Source organism: Vibrio inusitatus (genome assembly GCA_024346935.1).
Lineage (GTDB): Bacteria > Pseudomonadota > Gammaproteobacteria > Enterobacterales > Vibrionaceae > Vibrio > Vibrio inusitatus.
On sequence record AP024879.1, the window covers coordinates 1,160,330 to 1,180,135 of the forward strand.

Genomic DNA, 19,806 nt, shown 5'->3' on the forward strand with positions numbered 1-19,806 from the left:
AAACTAAAACAACAAGAGAGGGCATAGCCCTCCCTAGATAAACATCGACATCTTTAATGATGACTAGTTAGCAGCAACTTTCTTGATGGTGCTCATCCACTCATCGTAAACTTCTGCACCCAGCTTCTCTTTGTACTCTGCACGCACAGGCTCAGTAGCATCGATGAACAGTTGTAACTGCTCAGGGCTCAACGCATTCACTTTAGTGCCAATCTTCTTAAACTCTTCAATTTGCTGACCTTCTTCCGCTGCAACAATCTCTTGTTGGTAGATTTCAGCATCATGCATTGCTTGCTTAATTAGCACTTGGTCTTCAGGAGACAGGCCATGCCAAAACTCTAGATTCATCACCGGGATGTAGAACGTAATAACATGACCCGTCAGGCTTACGTAGTCCTGTACTTCATAAAAGCGTTGTGCGTAGATATGAGCAATTGGGTTCTCTTGACCATCGATAACACCCTGCTGTAAACCAGAGTACACTTCACCAAAGTTCATGGGTGTTGCTGAAGCATTTAGAGAATTAAACGTCTTAACGTGCGCTGGAACCTTCATGGTTCGGATCTTCAGACCTTTCAGATCTTCCGGTGATTCAATAGCACGAGAGCTGTTTGTTACGTGACGAACACCGTTTTCCATCCAACCGATACCTTGCAGGTTCATCGCATTCAGCTTGCTCAGCATCTTGTCACCAGCAGGGCTATGTACCGTATCTAGTGCTGCTTGTTTGCTTGGGTAGATAAATGGTAGCTCGACTACATCAAAAGATGGATCCCAAGAAGAATAAAAAGAAGAAGGAGATACCGCCATTTGTAGCATTCCAGATTGCACGCCCTCAATCATTTCGCGGTCTGGGCCCATTTGTGAATTAGCAAAGATCTGAACTTCAAATTTACCTTCTGACTTTTGCTCAATATCAGTTTTAAACTTCTCTAGGGCACGGTGAAGGTGATAGTTTTCATTAGCTCCATGCCCAATTCTAATTGTGGTCGCTGCCATTACCGAAGTTGATAGTGCCAGCATAGAGACTGCAGTAGCCATAAGTATTTTTTTCATAGTGCTCTCTTAAGAATGTGTAGGGTGATTCATCGTTAGTATCAGTTGTTGGCACAACTGTTATTATGTTTATTTCGCCTGGTGACATGTAACATCTGATATATCACACTCCAGAACTTAATTATTCAATATCCTCCGCTCTCTTGCTGTGAGTGTGGTCACGAAATTCATCAATCAAATGAATCATTATTATTCTAATGAATAAACCACACTAATAGTGTGGTTTATTGAGTGAATGACGTTGTAATTAATTATTATCCGATTAATTCTGTTAAGAATAATGACAAACTAGGAATAAATGTTACCGCTAATAATAGAACCAACATAGAGCATAGGAACGGTATTAATGCCCTTGATATTTTCTCAATACTGACATTAGAAACTTGGCTGGCCACAAATATATTTACACCCAACGGCGGCGTACAGAACCCTATAGCCAGGTTAACCGTAAGGATGACACCAAATACAATCGGGTCAACACCAAGCTGTTTAACAACCGGAAGAAGAATCGGTGTTAATATAATGATTGCCGATATTGTTTCCATAAACATACCGATAATCAACAACATACCGTTGATTAGTAAAAGTAACACAATAGGGTTATCAGACAATCCAACAAGAGTGCTTGCCACTACTGAAGGAATCTGTTCAAAGGTCACCAAGCGTCCAAATGCTGCCGCAAAGACAACCAGAACAAGTATCGTTGCTGAGGTCAGCGTTGAGCGTGCAAATATTTCAGGCAGATCAGAGAACGAAATCTCTTTATAAATGAATAAGCCACAGATAATCGCATATACCACAGCTACTGCACCTGCTTCGGTTGGTGTAAACACACCACCGTAAATACCGCCTAAGATGATGCCAGGAACAATCAAAGCCCAAATGGATTCTTTAAACTGCGCAGCAACACCCGCCCAAGAAAAAGGTGTTGGCTCCACGTCCATAATAGGCAGTTTTCTGACCACGATACGGCTCATTGCCATAAAGGTAAGACCAAACAAAATTCCTGGAACGATACCCGCGAGAAACAGTTTACCGATTGAAACCTCTGCCGATACACCGTAAATGATAAACGGAATACTCGGTGGAATCATTACGCCAATCATACCGGCAGACGCCGTTAGCGCCGAAGAAAAGTCCTTCTTATACCCTTGTTGCGTCATTGATGGAATGATGTTCGAACCAATCGCGGCTACGGTTGCCGGAGCAGAACCTGAAATGGCGGCAAAGAACATAGAAGCAATCACGTTTACATAACAAAGAGATGCACGAATATGCCCAACTAAAGAGTATGCAAAACCAATAATTCTTTTTGATAAACCACCTTTTTGCATCAAGTCACCGGCTAAGATGAAAAGCGGTACAGCAATCAATGGAAAAGAATCCGCACCCGTTACAATCGAACGAGCCATTAAACTTAACGGTGGTGTTCCATCTACAAAACTCATCACAAACAGGGAGCTGATACCCAAGCTCATCGCAATTGGCACACCTAAGATCAGTAAAGCTCCCAGTGCGCAAAATAATATTATTCCAGACATTTAAACCTCTACCGGTGAAGATACTTTTGTTCTATTTACTACATAGAACTGAACAATTCGAAATACAGACAATAATGAACCAACAGGTGCAGATGCATACATAACTGCAATTGGAAGGTTAAGAACTACCGATTTTTGAGATAACACATAAGGTAATGTTATTAACTTATATGACTGATAAGTCATCGTTAATAAGAAGACAACAACCGCAATATCAATAACAATCTCAATAACTTTCTTAATTTTACTCGGTAATAAATCTTGAAAAAAAGTCACCTTCACGTGTTTTCTTTCTTTAAATGCATAAGCAATACCTATCCAAATAAACCAAATGAACGTCCATAACGTTAATTCTTCAGACCAAGATAATGCATTTTGAAATACATACCTCATTATTACCTGCATTGTTATTAATATTACTATTGTTGCTAGAAGTACTGCCCCAATGGCTCCCTCTAAGTTTTCATTTAACCACTTCATCATATTGTACCCGTCAATTAACCCAGCAGAACTGATATATCAGATAACATACACCTCAAAGATGAGTAAAAATACTGAATAACTTATGTATTACGCCAAAATTTTGGGTTTTTAGGGATTGATCACAATTTGAAAGCAAAGGAATATCACTTCAAAAAAACCGCTGATATGTTAGATCTCAGATATCAAGAATTACAACTAGAAGGTAACGAGAAATGACAGCTGAGACCAAATTCAAAGTCTACGTATCAGACTATGACTACCCAGACTTGGATATTGAACGTAGTGTATTGGAGCCAATTGGCGCAGAAGTTATTGGCTTAAAATGCAAAACAGGTATTGGCCTGGGAGAGTTAGCTAAAGATGCAGACGCTATCCTGCAGCAGTACGCAAAAATCCCTAGAACCACTATCGAGCAACTCGATCACTGTAAGATCATTTGTCGTTACGGTATTGGTGTAGACATTCTTGATGTAGAAGCCTGTTACGACCATGACATCAAAGTGTCCAACGTACCTGATTACTGCATCGATGAAGTAGCAGACCACTCTATCTCTCTAGGTTTAACCCTATTTAGACGCATTCCTGCATACAACAAGTTCACACACGAAGGCAATTGGCACTGGGATATCGATGGATTAGTACCTAAGCGTTTCCGCTCTTCTACTTGGGGTCTGATTGGTTTTGGCCGAATTGCACAAAACATCGCTAAGAAAATGACGGCGCTTGGTTTCAAAGTCGTCGCTTATGACCCATATGTTTCAAGCTCTTACATGAATACCTTTAATGTAGAGAAAGTGGATCTAGACACTCTTATCAGCACCTCAGATGTAGTTAACGTGATGTGTCCACATACACCAGAAACGGACCGACTCATTAATGAAGATCGTTTCCGCCAGATGAAATCAAACGCAGTACTCGTTAATGGTGCTCGCGGTAAGGTGGTTGACAACAACGCGCTCTATAAAGCTCTGGTAGAAGGTTGGATTGCATCAGCAGGTCTGGATGATCCAGAAGAAGAGCCTGCGAAGTTAGATAACTGGAACCCTAACGACAACCCAATTTTTGGCTTGGACAACTGTATTGTCACGCCACACGTTGCTTATGTATCGCAAGAAGCATTTCAAGAATGCCGTCGCATTGCAGCTGAAAACGCAAAAGCAGTGCTACTGGGTGGCGAACCTCTTGACCCTGTTGCTCGTATCAAAACCCCTATTTCGGAACAGTAATCATGAGAAATGAAACCATCGCAGCGATCGAAGAGCACAAAGTGTTTGCCATTGTTCGCGGTCTATCTCCGGACAATGTTCGACCAACGATGAAAGTGCTGGTTGAAGGTGGAATCAAACTGGTTGAAGTCACCTTTGATCGTAAGAACGGCGATTCAAATACCTTAGCTGCACTTGATATTTTAGCCACAGATTTTTCTGAGCAGTTGATATTTGGTGCAGGCACAGTCACTACGGTTGAACAAGTTCAGGCGGTAAAAAATCTAGGTGGTCAATTCATCGTATCACCCGACTTCAACCCTGAAGTGATCAAAAAAACAAGAGAACTGGAGATGGTGTCGCTACCTGGCGTGATGACACCGACCGAAGCCGTTCAAGCCGATATCGCAGGAGCTGACTTCATTAAGTTGTTCCCTGGTGGTCTGCTTGGTCCGAGTTATCTAGGCGCACTAAGTGCACCGCTTTCAGATCTCAAATTCATTGCAGTTGGTGGAGTCAACGCAGACAACATCGCAGACTTCGCCAAAGCTGGGGCTATTGGATTCGGCATTGGATCCAACTTAGTCAACAACACCATGGTCGAAAATAAAGAGTTCGACAAAATTTACCAAAACGCTTGTCTGTACAAGCAAGCTATCGAATCAATTAGGAAATAAAAATGGAATACGCAAAGAAAATCATCAACCCTCGTCCAAACATTAACGAAGAACTGATCGCTAAGTGCGCTGAAATGACGGATGTACTGAGTGTGAGTGCGGTATACAGTGATGCGTTCAAACGCGACGGCGTGATGGACCATGAAATCAAGTTCCGTTCAGTGAACAAGCCATTTATCGGTACAGCCCTTACAGTAAAACTTAAGCCAGGCGATATCGTTGACTGCCTACCTATCTTTGACATTGCAAAACCAGGTGATGTTGTCGTTATTGATGCAAACGGTACACCAAACACTTCTATCTGGGGTGGATTGATGTCAGGTCTTGCACGTGCTGCTGGCGTAGCAGGCGCTGTTGTTGACGGTTCTGTTCGTGACACCGATGAGTCAAAGGTTCTAGATTTCCCTGTGGCTTCTCGTTCAGTTTCTCCACGTGCTGCACACTCAGCTGAAACAGGTCGTACTGAGCCAATCGAAATCAACGTTCCTGTTGTTTGTGGTGGCCAAATCGTTAAACCTGGTGATCTAGTTGTAGCAGATGAGCTAGGTGTTACGGTTGTTCCTTACGAGTTCGTTGAGGAAGTTTACCCTGCAGCGAAGCAACTTGCTGAGAACGAGAAGAAAGTTCGTGAAGAGATCCTAAACGGTGCAACAGTAGAGCAACTTCTTTCTAAGTTTGGTCGCATCTAATTCAGCTTTAAGGCTCATCTTCGGGTGGGCCTTTTTTGAGGACTATTCCATTGATCATTACAATAGACACAGGCACTACGAATACTCGCGTGGCGCTTTTCAAAGGTAAGCAACGCGTTGATCAGGTAAAAGCGAATGTCGGTGTTCGTAATACCAGTATCGATGGCAATAATCAGCTATTGATCACCACCATTGCAGAGGCGGTTGTTGAGCTTAAGAGTAAGCACTCATTGCAAGACTCTAACATTCAAGCAATTCTGGCTGCGGGTATGATCACGTCCAACCTTGGACTGCATGAGGTGCCTCACCTAGTTGCCCCCGTTTCTCTTGAAGATTTTGCAACGAACATAAAATCCGTTGTCATTCCTTCAATATCAACGCTCCCTATTCACTTTGTACCTGGTGTAAAAAATCTCGATACCAACAATTTAGAATCAGTGGTAGGTTTGGATATTATGCGCGGTGAAGAAGCGGAAGCACTGGCTATCGCGGATCTATTTGATATCAAACAAGACGCCATCATAGCCTTGCCTGGTTCCCACTCTAAATTTGTGTCCATTGATTCTAAACAAGCCATTCAAGGTTGCTGTACCACCCTTGCTGGTGAACTCAATGCCATCATCACCAGCAATACCATACTCACAAGCTCTTTGGAGAACCGCTTCTCTGATTCAATTTGTGAGACGGCTTTGCTTGAAGGTTATCAAGCAGCCGAACGTTTTGGGATTGGGCATGCACTGTTCCAGATTCGACTTCAAGAGCAATTTGAAGGCAAATCACATGAACAACTGGCCAGTTTCTTAATCGGTGTCATCCTGCATTCTGATATTAAAGCCTTAAGTTCTGCTCCACAGCTCGGCTTTACTTCAGGAATCCCCGTTTACATCGGTGGCACCGGTTTACTTTGCGAAGCAACCGCGCTACTTGTAAAGCATCTATATCCTGAAAACCCCGTTTATCAGTGCAATGACACTCAAGACCTGTCCGCTATCGGTTCAATGTATATTGCTAAGCAAGCAAACATTATTTAATCAGTCAGAATTGTCGCTTGGAGCTTTCCTTAACCTGTTATAGGAAAGTTCCTTTTTTATTGAGAGTCGTAAAATGAAAGCTGTTACTTATTGCCAAGCGTCTGATCGCTTCACACTTCGTGATGTACCGACACCAAAATTGTCCACCGATAACGTATTGATAAAGGTTATCGCCTGTGGGTTGAACCCAGTCGATACCAAGATCCCCTTTTGGCATCATCTCGTTAATGATCTGGACAATGATTTTGTCGTTGGGCTCGATGTGGTCGGAGAGATCATTGAAGTCCCCGCCAAAGAGAGGTCATGGAATGTTGGAGATCAGGTTCTATTTCACGGCAATATGTTCAGCAAATACGGCGGACTAGCTGAATACTGTCTTCAAGACCCTCAAACGCTTACTTTATTGCCCAATGTTGCCATCGACTTTGCAGCCTCGACGCCATGTGCCGGCTGGACAGCCTGGCGAGCTCTGATTGATAAGCTACGTATTCAGGACAAACACTCCATATTAATTACTGGAGGTTCAGGGGGAGTCGGCAGTTTTGCTATTCAACTGGCCAAACACTTTGGGGTTAAAATCATCATAGTGACCTGCTCTCAAGGCAACAGCAACTATGTTAAGCAGCTTGGTGCCACACATGTGATTGATTATCACACGCAAGATGTGGTCAAAGAAGTAATGGCAATCACTTATAATAAAGGTGTCAATGTCGCACTAGATTGTGTTGGTGGTGAGTCAGAACTTTTGTGTGCCAACTCACTTCAATTTGATGGAGAAATGGTGGAGTTAGTCGAGACCGCCGACCTGACTCGCTACCAACAAGCCAAAGCAAGAGGAGTGAGTGTACATCAACTGAGTTTGGGCGCCGGATATAACCACGGCAAATCAGGTCTCAAATCCATACTCAACGCTGGCGAATCCTTCAGCAAACTACTCAATCAGGGTCATATTCAAGCGCCTAAAATTACGACTATTCCCCTAAGTCAGGCTGGAGATAGGTTAGTTGAAATGAGGAACCAACGAACCGTTGGCAAGGTTGTAGTTGAGTTCACAAACAAGTAGTCATTATCCCCCTAGCAAAGGCCTATAAGAAAGCAATGCCTCTTATTTGGGTGACATTGTGGCTAGTCAGGGTTAGATAATATCGAAATCGGTATTGTTAATGTAATTTTCACCGTTATCGCTCTATGGCTGATGGACATCGCTGGGCGCAAAAAATTACTTCTTGTTGGCACTCTAGGTGTGATCGCAGCTCACACTATGATTGGCTTGTTGTTCTTAAATGGTCAAGATTCAGGTATGTTGCTGGTTTTCCTAATGTGTGCATTTGTTGCCTTCTTCGCATTCTCTATGGGACCAATCAAATTTGTTGTGATGAACGAAATCTTCCCGACGAAAGTACGCGGACGTGCCGTAGCAGTGGCAACGATCATGGTTTGGGTATGCCAAGCGTTCTTGAACCAGTTCTTCCCTATGCTTCGTGAAATAATCCCTGTCGGTGCGATCTTCTTGTTCTTTGCCGCGATTCTAATCCCTCAAATTTTGTTCACTTTGAAAGCGATGCCAGAAACTAAAGGTATGTCGCTGGAAGAAATTGAACAGCAGTGGAAAACGCAAGATGAAGAGCCTGAAGGTGAGCTTCAATCCGCTAACTCATAATTAAAACTATAAAGACATCCAAGCAAAGACTTGGATGTCACCTTTCTCGGAAGATATAACGATGAAACAACAAGCCCCTAGACTCAGTTCACGCTTCATGTATACCGCAAGTTATACGTACCCTCATTTCGCACCCGGTTCGACAGAACAAAGCACAGCAAAAGGCATCTCAGTCTATTCTGTTGCACCTAATGGTTCACTTGAGCTCGTGCAAGTTATTGAAACACCTAATCCATCATTCATCACAATTAGCCAAGACCAGACGATGCTCTATTGCGTCAATGAGTTGGGTATTGATGACCGTAAACTAGATGGTATGGTCAGTGCATTTCGTATCGATTCTAAGACAGGCGAACTTACGTTTGTGAACTCTCAACTGACTCATGGCAACTGGCCATGCCATTGCGAAATCGATAGTAGCGGCCGCTATCTAATGAGTAGCAACTACGGCAGCGCCAATTTTGTCACCCATCCAATCAATAGTGATGGAAGTTTAGGTGAACTCAGTTATCAACACATCAACCAAGCCAATGGCAGTGGTGCTGAAGCGAACCGTCAATCGGCTTCTCATCCTCACATGATAACCAACAGCCCATCGGGTAAGTTTGTACTGGGTGTCGATTTAGGTATCGATCAACTCTTGTGCTGGACAATGAGCGAGAATGGCGAACTGAACTCAGCGCCAGTTCCAGTGGCTAACATTGCATCAGGCAATGGTCCAAGACACATGGTTTTCCATCCATCCGAGCAATCGGTGTATGTATTGAGCGAGCTTTCGTCGTCAATCGATGTGTTTCGCTTTGATAAAGAAAGAGGCAGTATGATTTGGCTACAATCCATTTCAACGCTACCAACAGACAACGATTATGTCCGTCCAGAATTTGATCCAACTAACCCAGGCAAAGTTGCGACTGGTGGAAATACCGGTGGTGAGATCTGTATCGATTCAAAAGGAGGATATGTTTATGCCAGCAACAGAGGCATGAACTCAGTGGCGCAATTCCAAGTCTGCCCTGAAACCTTCAAACTTAACGCACTAAACTGGACTCCTACCCAAGGCGACTGCCCTCGTGGCATGGCAGTAGAACCCGATGACCAACACCTATGCGTTGGTAATCAAAACTCAAACAACATTGTAAGATTTGCGATAGACACTACTACAGGATTACTAAGACCCAACCCAACGGTTATTGATGCACCTGTGCCTGTTGATTTTGCTTACGCTGGTTACTAGCTGAATACTTTTATAAATCCCCCCAAGCGAAACCGTGGCCTGTTAATGTGCCCCGCATCAACAGGTCTCACTATCGATTCGAAAAATTACCATGAAGCGCGGTTATTTACGCTCATGTACAAGTGTATGAATAGTACTTCTAACCCTGAAATATCTGCGAGAACCACAAGTCTATAGCTCGTTTTCTCTTTTCTGGACCATTGATTCGCACGAGACCTGCTAGTTTTGCCTGCTCCCAAGAAAGAGTGCCTGTCGCAAGAGCATCTAACACATCCAACTCTGTAATCAGCAATACCTCCTCATCGGTAGGTAAGTTATCCATTCCTGTTATCTGAACATTCGATCCTATAGCAACGTCACTATAATGCCCTTTGATGGCTTCAAATATAGAAAAATCAGCTTTGTTAGGATGCGCTTTCTCAAGTGATGACTTAAAGCTGAATAATCGGAAATGATCGGGCTTATTGATGTTATTCAACTCTCCTGATTGACGTACCTCAATCACACTAGCAAATACATCAAGAGAACCCTCTTCTATTGCCATATTGAAGCCTGTACTTTGATGAAGCCCACACGCTAATGCGGTGGCAGAATATAGACAAAAAGTGGCCACAACAGCGAGTTTTAGCATTTTTCTTTCCTCAAACAAAAGGGACCCTAAGGTCCCTTTTACGTTGACATATGTTGTCTTCAAATCAGGGATTAGCGAACAATCAACATAATGTCTTGCGGCGCCAGTGGCTTATCAAAGTAGCTCATGAACTGACCAAAGCCTTGAATATCACCATTTGCAAAAGCAAACTCACCGCTTTGCAGTTTTTGTCCCATCACCTGCTGGGCATTTGGACCTGCCATTAGGATGTCATTCAAAGTTGCACGAGTCGTATTGATCTCCACATCTGCATTTACGAGAGCCTGCTCATGCAGCTGAGCAATACCATTGCGAATCTCAATAGCGAACGATTCATTGGTATCAGAGAAGTGATACACCAGAGTCATATTTACATCGAGTGTATTCTCAGCAATCAGGGTGGACGTCATCATGTCAAAGATCTGCTTGCTAGGGAGAGCCGTTAATACATCAACAGATGCAAAGCTGATCATATTAGAGAAGTCACGAGTTCCTTCTAGTTCTGCTGCTGCATTAAGCGCCCAGTTACGCCAGTTAATGTTCACTTGATCCGAAGCCCACGCTTTATACGCTGTCGCTTTTAGCTTACGTGCTTCCATATCATCTTTATTTACTGTGATTGGGTAAGACAGTATCTCAGCGGCAAAGGTGTAGTTTTCGGCTTCAATCGCAGCATTAGCTGTCTTCATAATGTTGTCACGACCGCCCATGATCTCAATGAATGCCTTAGCGCGTTGCTCATAAGCCATGGGTTCTAACTGCCACGGGTCGCCTTCAAAGAAGCCGTTGTAGCCTACATAAATCTGGCGCACTGCATGGGCAACCGTACCGTAGTGTTCACCTAACCAAGGATGCTCTGCAAGATGCTTAGGCAGTTTTACTACTTCAACCAATTCATCCGGTGTCATGCCTTTGTTCATGTAGCGAATCGTTTGGTCGTGCGTGTATTGAATTGCATCACGATACGCAGTTAGTACATTGTCGACCGCTTCTTTACCTTCAACAGGGCGACCATGAGAGTTAATCATCACCTCTGTATCAAACTGACGCATAATGTCTATGCCCTTGAACCACATCGATGGATCACGAAACTTCGTACCACGAATGGTGTGAAGATTCGGGAAGTTTTCACCCTGGAGTACTTCCGCCGCGTGCAGGATTTTTTGCTCTGGCAGGTACACCACGATTTCATCTTTGGTTTCAGAAGGTACGTTGACGATTTCTAGCTTAACGCCAGCGATAGTGGTCTCAATTTTGTCTTTGAATACAACATTCGGCTCGATGAACGAGATATCACCCTGCATAAAACGAGGACCAAGGCCGTCGTTTACCGTGCCGTGCTCGCCTTCTTTAACATGCTTAGCACCCGTATATGAAGTACGGTGCCCAAATAGAGTACCTAGGTTAGACGACCAGTTTGCAACCGCTGCTGTTAGGCCTTCTTGAGCAATGATTTGCACTTGTCCCGATGCCACTTCCTCATCATTAGTCCATGCGCGGACTCCTGAGATATGGTCGATGTGGTTATGAGAATAAACGATTGCTTTAACTGGCTTATCGGTGATCTTACGGAACTGTTCTTTGGCCGCTTGCGCCATTTGAACTGACTCACCTGGATCGACAATGATAATACCGTCATCGCCCTCAATCATCACAGGTGTATCAAGACCAAATCCGTATGCGAGATACACATTGTGATCCACTTGAATGACCGCTTGGTCCATTTTACGACCATGCTTGGTCAGCGTTGGGTGTACGTATTCTGACTCTTCTGTGTACGCTAATGTATCACCTGTTTTAGATAATACTTTGATGCGCTCACCCTTACCCCAGAACAGGTTTGATTCATGCTCAAATAACACACCGTCGTTGTAACGTGCATCCATATCAATATTCTGATATTGAGCAGCGTTGCTAGTTTGAAGCTCATGCCCTGTTTTTGATGTCGCCTCTACAGTTGCAGTACTTGCTATAGCATTAGATGCAAAAAGCACAGTCGCTATCGTTGTGGGTAGAACCATTTTTCGAAATGTATTTGTCATAAGGAAGGATACCTAACTCTATTTTTATAATTGAATTCGCGAGGAAATGTTCAAGAACTCATTAAAAATGATCATAGAGCTTAAATACCACTGAATAAACGATGTGTTTTGATATCAAAATATCGTAAATACGATATTATAAGTCGTTAATAATGAGGCTTTCTATGCAAAACGATATCCCTAACTTCAATCTATTAGCTGTATTTGCCGCTGTTATAGAGCAAGGAAGCTTAAGTAAAGCTGCAGAGCAGTTAAATACCAACCAATCGACGGTTAGTACCGCAATGGCCCGACTATCAAAGCAATTGGGACAAGAATTGTATTTACGTAAAGGTAGGGGCATTGAGCCCACCAGCTATGCCAAAAACCTTTATCGGCAAGTACAAGATCCGATCAATCAGCTCAATCAAGTATTCCAATCTTTAGGATCATTTGATCCCGCAACCGCTAAGCGTCAATTTGTCATTACCGCCCCTGAGCATCTGCAATGGGTTCTGATGGATCAATTTGCCAAAACCACGCCAGAAAACATCACTTTAGAGGTGTTTGATCAGCCTTCTGATGAAAGCAAAATGTACGATGATTTGATGAGTCAAAAGGTTGATCTTTTGATTGATATCTTACCATCAAAGCAAGCTAGCATTCGAAGTACCAAACTATTGGGAAATAGCTTTGTGGTGGTTTGTAGCCAAGATCACCCTCGAATACAAGGGAAGCTAACAGCAGAACTTTTTATGCAAGAAAAGCACGCCCTACTGGAACGCAAAAGAAACAGCCTTTATAGCCTAACCCACTACACTAGCATTGACTTATCCAAACGAAATGTGGCCTATCATGGACGTACTCTGTTCAGCAACTTGATGCTCTGCAGCCAAACCGATTGCCTGAGTGTTGTACCCTTGTCTCTCGCACTGCAATTTAAAGACAGATTACAATTACAGGTGTTCACACCGCCGTTTGAGCATACAACTATGAGTACCTATCTGATCTGGCCAAAGAGGCTCGACAATGACCCTGCACATGCATGGCTTAGAGACACTATTTTTACGATTTCGAAGAAAATTCAGGTGTATTTGGACAAATATAAGCTTGAGCATGAATAAATGACAGATACACAAAACCACGCAATAAAGCGTTAATTTTCAAAGCATTGGGATTGGTAAAACAAGAAAAGATATTGGAGCGTGCAGCGGGAATCGAACCCCCATCATCTTATTTTTGTGTGTCGGTGATAAAACGGAAACAAAAAAATGGAAATAGTTGCCGCTGAATTTATTTCACTAACAGGCATCTGTTCGTATAGTAACGTTAGGGGCGTACACTTGAGTATTCGTGTACTGAACATGGCAGTTTACACCTTGCTCATCAGGCAGGCCTGAATACTGATCACTAGTGTATATTCTTATGTGCCCAGGCTTTCCAGCGAGCCATCCACCAGGCTCAAGAATTAAAGCTTCATCCAGATCTACAAATGACTTCACCGATGCTTCATCAACCGCCATGTGACCATTAACAATATAAGCATTTTCAAACCCTTCTCCCAGCCATGAGGCACTGACGAAAGGTTCATTTTCCTTCCCAGCAATTAAAGCTTCAGAATAGACGAGATGGTTTGCATCACCGATTGCAGCTTTTATACCTTGTAGATCAGCAATCGTTGCATCTTTTTGAAGATTAAGATATTTAGGCATGGCGACAACCGCGAGTATTCCCAGTATCACAATGACAACAACGAGTTCTATGAGTGTAAAACCGTGAGTATTATTTCTCGGATAGGTCTGTCTGTTTTCATTAATGGCCATAATCACCTCAAGCTATAAGTACGATTATCAGATCCATTGACATCAAGACGCATTTTAAAATCAACTAACAATAGTGGCTAATGATGAGTAGCAATAACAGGTATGCGCTATGTCAATACCACTCATTAGGAGCGAGTTTTAATCTGTCGTAAGTTTTCTTCTAAAAATATTTCAATTTGACCAAATCTAAGCTGAATAGGTTCTACGTCACAACTCAACAAGCGCCAAACCCGTACTTACTGTGGTGCAGTGGCCAAATGATACTTGGGTGTAGCTGTGTGTTCACTTCGTCGCAACACACAATGGAGCATAAATGAGCCAGCACAGATCTCGCTTGCTCGAAGATGGATAACTTCGAGTTGCGCGTTTTGTAATTTAGTAAAGTATGAATTAACTAAGGTATGGCAGGTAGCTCATTATGACATACTACTTAGTCTCACTATTTCGTTCTGTAATGTCTCTTATTTTAACCGCTGGCACGCCTACACATACTGAGTTATCAGGTAGATCTTTCACCACGACACTCCCTGCTCCAACAACGACATTGTTACCAATCGAGACTCCCGGGCATACCGTGACATTAGCACCTAGCCATACGTCCTTACCTATGGTAACTGGCTTTGCAAATTCGGCCCCGTAGGCACGTTCAACAGGATCCAATGGATGTCCCGGCGATGCAATCACAACGTTTGGTGCCAGTAGGCAATTATCGCCAATGGTGACTGGTGCGCAATCCAAAATTACACATCCATGGTTGGCATAAAAATTGTTTCCCAATCGAATGTTGTAGCCGTAATCACAATAAAAAGGCGGCTCCACCCATGCCTCCGTTTTATAGCCAATAATATTGGACATCAGGGCTTGATGAGTAGCACGATCAGTTGGGCATGTTTGGGATATCTTAAAGCACAACGCCTTCGCTCTGTTGCGATCCGCAACCAACTCAGGATCAGATTGGATATAATCCAACCCTGCAATCATTTTTTGTTTCTCGGTTAGCACGAGATCTCCTTGAGGTATACATGCGAAAGAAAGGCATAACTTTTTAAGGATAAAACTATTGGTCAAATAGCAAAGCTTAAATTGGAGGGCAATACCCTCCCTAGCTCACAGTGGGACAACCATGTTTTTTGACTAGATGTTCCAGATACTAAAATTCGTTTGATTTTCTGTCTGCTTCATAATTTACCGTTAGGTTTAATAAAAAGCTCGCCATGCTCTATCTTATACCGATTTTCCCATTGTCTATTTGTTCAAAATGAGCCTGCTAGGTCAGGCTCATTTATTCATAAGCCTTGGGTTAATGAGTAATAGAAAAACTGGCTTGTTGAACCTTATCTGAAGCCGTTCCTACGAAGACATCGAACATGCCTGATTCGTAGCCCCAACTCATATCTGCACGATAAAATGCGAGATCATCTGTTGAGAGAATGAATGAAATAGTTTTACTTTCACCGGCTTCGAAATGAACTTTTTGAAAGCCTTTTAGTTCTTTTACTGGGCGAGTAATCGAACCCACAAGCTGTCTGGTATAAAGTTGGATAACCTCTTCACCAGCAAAATCTCCAGAGTTAGTCACCTTGACGCTCACTACTAAGTCTTTCTCTGAACTCAAAAAATCTGAACTCAGCTTCATATCTGTATAGTCAAACTGACCATAAGTTAGACCGTGCCCAAAAGCGTATAACGGGGTATTTAGTGAGTCGTCATAACGCGATTTATAATGTTCATGTCGTTGGTTAGGGTTATCCGCTTTATAAGGGCGTCCCGTATTCTTCTCATTATAGTAAATCGGTACTTGACCCACCGAGCGAGGGAATGTCATAGGGAGTTTACCAGACGGTGAATAGTCACCCGACAACACATCAGCAATGGCATGTCCACCAGCGGTTCCCGGATACCAAGCGTGCAAAATAGAATCGACGTTTTCATCTGCCCAACGTAAATCATTTGGTCGACCACTCATCACAACAAGCACCATTGGTTTGCCGAGTTTTTTCAGCGCCTTCATTACCTCTTGTTGATTACCGGGTAACTTGAGCTCGACTCGGCTTGCCGCTTCACCTGACATGCGCTGATCTTCACCCATAACCATGACTATTACGTCAGATTTTTTAGCTGCAGTAATAGCCGCATCAAGATCTGATTGTAGTTGGGGGGCAGCTTTATGGATCCGTGGCACCGTTAATCCCTCTAAAGTATCAAGCTCATCTTGAGTCGATAAGTACTCGTTGCTTGCCCCTTTCGCATAATGAATTTTAATATCGTCGCCATAACGGCTTTTTAAACCATCAAGCACTGAAACTGGGTCACTCTTACGATCTCCAGCAGCTGCCCAATTACCAATCATGTCGGCTCTACTGTCTGCAAGGGGACCTATCAAAGCGATCGAATCAATCTTCTTCATATTGAGTGGTAAAATATCATTATCATTCTTCAATAAAACAAACGACTTTCTAGCTACATCTCTTGCAGCTTCGAGGTTTTCAATACTAAGAATTTCTCGAGCGGCTCTTTCTTTGTCGTTATAACGATATGGATCTTCAAACAATCCTAAACGCCATTTCATTTCAAGTATTGAACGTACCGACTTATCAATCGCTTGCTCTGACACTTTATCTTCCGCGACTAACGACTCTAGATGCTCAATATAAAGCTGCCCAACCATATCCATGTCCGCGCCTGCATTAAATGCAATCTCCGCAGCATGTTTTTCGTCACGAGCATAACCATGAGGCACCAATTCGTTGATGGCAGTATAGTCCGTCACAACAAATCCTTTGAAACCCCACTGGTCGCGAAGCACTTCAGTCAGCAATCGGTGACTGCCAGAAGCAGGTACACCGTTGAGGTCATTAAACGCCGTCATGAACGTACCAACACCCGCATCCACCATAGCTTTAAATGGAGGCATCTGTGTTGTCCAAAGCTCATGTTCTGAGACATCAGTAGTATGGTAGTCACGTCCAGCTTGAGATAATCCATAACCCACAAAGTGCTTTGCCGTTGCCATTACAGTGTCTTCGGCGCTCAAATCCTCACCTTGAAACCCTTGAACACGAGCAACTGCCATGGCGGTCGATAAAAATACGTCTTCTCCTGATGCTTCCGACACTCGCCCCCACCGAGGATCTCTAACCAGATCAGCCATCGGAGCAAACGTCCACATAATGCCATCAGCAGCTGCTTCTTTTGCGGCAAAGCGCGCACTGGCTTTTACCGCATCTAAATCCCATGTGGCGGCTTCGCCAATCGACTGTGGAAAAATCGTTTTGTGGCCATGAATAATGTCGTGCCCGACAATTAGTGGAATACCCATACGCGTTTCTTCTACCGCAATATTTTGTAGATGCCGCCCAAACTCTGCACCGTATGCATTGAAGATTGCACCAACTTGTCCATCTCGGATCTGCTGTTCATAAGACTCATTGATAAATGGACCAGTGGTATTACGAAAACCACTTTGTAAATCAAGCTGACCAATTTTTTCTTTTAGCGTCATTTTCTGAATAAGCTCCTCAACAAACTTATTCATATCCGCTGAATCCTTTTGCCAATGAACGTTAGATGCTGAGCTTTGAGGCTCTACTCGAATAACGTCTTTAAACATTGTTGTACCCGCCATAGCATAACCTTCTAATGATAAACTGAGCGTCAAAACTGTCGCCTTAAATGCTGTTCTCATAATTGTTCCAATCAAACTGATTCAACTAAACATGCTTACAAATCGGGATAAACTGTAATATAGCTGTCGAGCACCTCTGCAAATTGACCTTTCACAGAAAACACATCAACGACAGCAAATCACCGCTCCTGACTCAAGTATTGATAGCACTTTAAACCAACTCGAAACGTTTCGCTAACTAGCAAATAAAACAATGCGATATCACGCATTTTTAATGGCATTTAGACGCAATAAAATGGGATTAAGCTCAATAATAGACGATAGAAACGTTACATTAATCAGCTGTTATTTCAAACGGATTGATTGCGTTCTTCAGTCAATGAAGTTAATGGATCACAAAGTAACTTTACAGGTATGAGCCGAGCAAGTTTCAGTTAATAACGTCGCTTATATTTAGGCTAGGACTAGGTACAAATATCTAGCTAATCTTTGATTTCAGAGCCGTTCGATTGTAGTAATAGTAAAATGTGACCCGATTAAGGCTGACAAAAAACACCCATAATCGCCTTGATCAAACAAACTTTTAAAAGCGTCTAATTCGACAGAAGACAATACACATGAAAAGAGGGGTTGCTGACTCTTAAGCCATTCAAGAAAAGGAAATCCCGTACTCAAATCGCTAAGAATTTAAAGTGAACCCTACAAGTGTAAATAAGTAGGTACGTCTATTTTAGATAGGCTATTGAAGTCGAGTACATCGGGGGTTGGAACATAAACTCGTAGTAATTTTCTTTAAATTTTAGCGAAATAGGTGATCGCTATCTAGACAAGTTAAACGATAAACGCCCACTTCGTTTAAAAATGGGCGTTCATATAATGACATGTAGTTATATTCATCCGACTAGAAAGATATGTTGAGACCCACTCTTCCTTTTAAACCTTCACTATCACCCCAACCTAAATCAGTATGCCTCGTCGCTTGTCTATAGCCAATGTTAGCAATTAACCGTAAATGTCGGTTCAGCTGCATATTGTTATTTATATTTATTTCAGTCGTATCAGAACCCCCCCAATTTAAACCGCTTTCAGCACGTCCCCAACGTAAATTGACTTCAGTGGTAATGTTATTGAAGTGTTTAAGGCGCACAAATGGTTTGATGTTATAGTTTCTGCTTCGAGTATAAATATCGGGTACATTGTCTGCATTATCTAAAGTGCTACCACCATTAATATTCAATCCCCAGTTAAATGACGTTGATTGGCGATAGGTATAATTAACTTCGGCATTGATACGTTGAAAATCTCTATCTTCTTTGATTGTAGGCTTCCAACCATTTTCATCTCGCGCATAACGCTTTCTGTTTAAGTCTTTGTATTCGAGTGTAGAAAAAAAGATGTGTTTACGAAGAGCATACTGCATACCAGGCTTAATTTGCCATTCAGTATTTTCAATACCACTACTACCAGTGCGGCGATAGTATGAAGGCTCGATAAAATAACTAAAATTTGGATTAACCCATTTTGAATAGCGTGGAGCGATTCGGTAGTTAATACTCACACCATCATCTTGATCTAACCCTTTTGTCTCTGCATGCTGTTCGCTCAAAATATAACGTAGCCGCCAATTTTCGGAAATACGAGTTCCACCATCGGCGATAACGAAAACTAAATTACTTCCTTTCCCGTTATACTCGTATACGCTTTCACCATACTCTACACCCGTAAAAAAGCTTGTTCTCATCGGTCCACGAGCTTTACTCACTTTAGGTTGTTCTGGCGGTGCAATCATTGTGTCCTCATCACCGTCCATAACTAACACATCACTAGGGATATCCGCCAAATCCGATAGATCTGCTAAAACTGTTCCAGAGACTAGCAAGGCACTTAACACCACCACACTATACTTTTTGACCATCTATTAACCCTTCACATTATTTTACTTATTTCACAACATAATCAGCCATGCACGCTATCTCGCATTTATGGATTCTTTGTCATAGTGTTCTTTTAATAACGCAAAGATAAACGTTTCGATTGAAGTGTCAATATGCAGACAATAACGCCAATTACACGTAAGTAACTGAATAAAAAGAAATAAATATAACTACTGTGAAATAACCCTAAATAAAA

17 protein-coding genes are annotated in these 19,806 nt (G+C 42.6%); 8 read left to right on the top strand and 9 right to left on the bottom strand.

What is annotated here, in order from left to right:
- Positions 1-63 precede the first annotated feature (63 nt).
- From OCU48_RS18050 to OCU48_RS18060, 3 genes are all read right to left on the bottom strand, one after another.
- Positions 64-1,056: a TRAP transporter substrate-binding protein gene (locus OCU48_RS18050; RefSeq protein WP_141346343.1), complete on the bottom strand. Its 993-nt coding sequence runs from the start codon at positions 1,054-1,056 to the stop codon at positions 64-66.
- A gap of 254 nt (positions 1,057-1,310) precedes the next feature.
- Complete coding sequence (locus OCU48_RS18055) at positions 1,311-2,597, bottom strand: TRAP transporter large permease (RefSeq protein WP_141346342.1); 1,287 nt, start codon at positions 2,595-2,597, stop codon at positions 1,311-1,313.
- Positions 2,598-3,080, bottom strand: coding sequence for a TRAP transporter small permease (locus OCU48_RS18060; protein ID WP_244312342.1), 483 nt, complete (start codon positions 3,078-3,080; stop codon positions 2,598-2,600).
- Between the two features lie 212 nt (positions 3,081-3,292).
- Between OCU48_RS18060 and OCU48_RS18065 the strand changes: the two genes are divergently transcribed.
- The 7 genes from OCU48_RS18065 to OCU48_RS18095 all read left to right on the top strand — a co-directional run bounded on the left by OCU48_RS18065 (position 3,293) and on the right by OCU48_RS18095 (position 9,576).
- Positions 3,293-4,306 carry a C-terminal binding protein gene (locus OCU48_RS18065; protein ID WP_141346341.1) on the top strand — a complete coding sequence of 338 codons (1,014 nt, stop codon included), beginning with the start codon at positions 3,293-3,295 and terminating at the stop codon, positions 4,304-4,306.
- Positions 4,307-4,308: 2 nt separating this feature from the next.
- Positions 4,309-4,962 carry a bifunctional 4-hydroxy-2-oxoglutarate aldolase/2-dehydro-3-deoxy-phosphogluconate aldolase gene (locus OCU48_RS18070; protein WP_141346340.1) on the top strand — a complete coding sequence of 218 codons (654 nt, stop codon included), beginning with the start codon at positions 4,309-4,311 and terminating at the stop codon, positions 4,960-4,962.
- A 2-nt stretch (positions 4,963-4,964) separates the two neighbouring features.
- Positions 4,965-5,651, top strand: a complete 687-nt coding sequence (locus tag OCU48_RS18075; protein WP_141346339.1) for an RraA family protein — start codon at positions 4,965-4,967, stop codon at positions 5,649-5,651.
- Between the two features lie 50 nt (positions 5,652-5,701).
- Positions 5,702-6,682 carry a 2-dehydro-3-deoxygalactonokinase gene (locus OCU48_RS18080; protein ID WP_167496206.1) on the top strand — a complete coding sequence of 327 codons (981 nt, stop codon included), beginning with the start codon at positions 5,702-5,704 and terminating at the stop codon, positions 6,680-6,682.
- 73 nt (positions 6,683-6,755) lie between these two features.
- Positions 6,756-7,745 carry a zinc-binding dehydrogenase gene (locus OCU48_RS18085; RefSeq protein ID WP_141346337.1) on the top strand — a complete coding sequence of 330 codons (990 nt, stop codon included), beginning with the start codon at positions 6,756-6,758 and terminating at the stop codon, positions 7,743-7,745.
- 132 nt (positions 7,746-7,877) lie between these two features.
- Complete coding sequence (locus OCU48_RS18090; protein ID WP_244312341.1) at positions 7,878-8,342, top strand: MFS transporter; 465 nt, start codon at positions 7,878-7,880, stop codon at positions 8,340-8,342.
- Positions 8,343-8,403: 61 nt separating this feature from the next.
- The gene (locus OCU48_RS18095) at positions 8,404-9,576 is read left to right on the top strand and encodes a lactonase family protein (protein WP_167496205.1); all 1,173 of its coding nucleotides are present in this window, start codon (positions 8,404-8,406) and stop codon (positions 9,574-9,576) included.
- 139 nt (positions 9,577-9,715) lie between these two features.
- On the opposite strand, the gene OCU48_RS18100 is transcribed toward OCU48_RS18095, so the two are convergent.
- Together OCU48_RS18100 and OCU48_RS18105 are read right to left on the bottom strand one after the other, a co-directional pair.
- Positions 9,716-10,207 (bottom strand): hypothetical protein, encoded by a 492-nt coding sequence (locus OCU48_RS18100; RefSeq protein ID WP_141346334.1) that lies wholly within the window; start codon positions 10,205-10,207, stop codon positions 9,716-9,718.
- 71 nt (positions 10,208-10,278) lie between these two features.
- On the bottom strand, positions 10,279-12,249 hold the full coding sequence (locus tag OCU48_RS18105; protein ID WP_141346333.1) for an alkyl sulfatase dimerization domain-containing protein: 1,971 nt from the start codon (positions 12,247-12,249) through the stop codon (positions 10,279-10,281).
- A 164-nt stretch (positions 12,250-12,413) separates the two neighbouring features.
- Between OCU48_RS18105 and OCU48_RS18110 the strand changes: the two genes are divergently transcribed.
- Positions 12,414-13,352, top strand: coding sequence for a LysR family transcriptional regulator (locus OCU48_RS18110; protein WP_141346332.1), 939 nt, complete (start codon positions 12,414-12,416; stop codon positions 13,350-13,352).
- A 177-nt stretch (positions 13,353-13,529) separates the two neighbouring features.
- On the opposite strand, the gene OCU48_RS18115 is transcribed toward OCU48_RS18110, so the two are convergent.
- From OCU48_RS18115 to OCU48_RS18130, 4 genes are all read right to left on the bottom strand, one after another.
- On the bottom strand, positions 13,530-14,051 hold the full coding sequence (locus OCU48_RS18115; RefSeq protein ID WP_141346331.1) for a type II secretion system protein: 522 nt from the start codon (positions 14,049-14,051) through the stop codon (positions 13,530-13,532).
- A gap of 426 nt (positions 14,052-14,477) precedes the next feature.
- Entirely contained in the window at positions 14,478-15,053 is a 576-nt protein-coding gene (locus OCU48_RS18120) for a sugar O-acetyltransferase (protein ID WP_141346330.1), read from the bottom strand.
- A gap of 298 nt (positions 15,054-15,351) precedes the next feature.
- Entirely contained in the window at positions 15,352-17,736 is a 2,385-nt protein-coding gene (gene bglX, locus OCU48_RS18125) for a beta-glucosidase BglX (RefSeq protein WP_141346329.1), read from the bottom strand.
- Between the two features lie 841 nt (positions 17,737-18,577).
- Positions 18,578-19,591: a hypothetical protein gene (locus OCU48_RS18130; RefSeq protein ID WP_141346328.1), complete on the bottom strand. Its 1,014-nt coding sequence runs from the start codon at positions 19,589-19,591 to the stop codon at positions 18,578-18,580.
- Positions 19,592-19,806 lie beyond the last annotated feature (215 nt).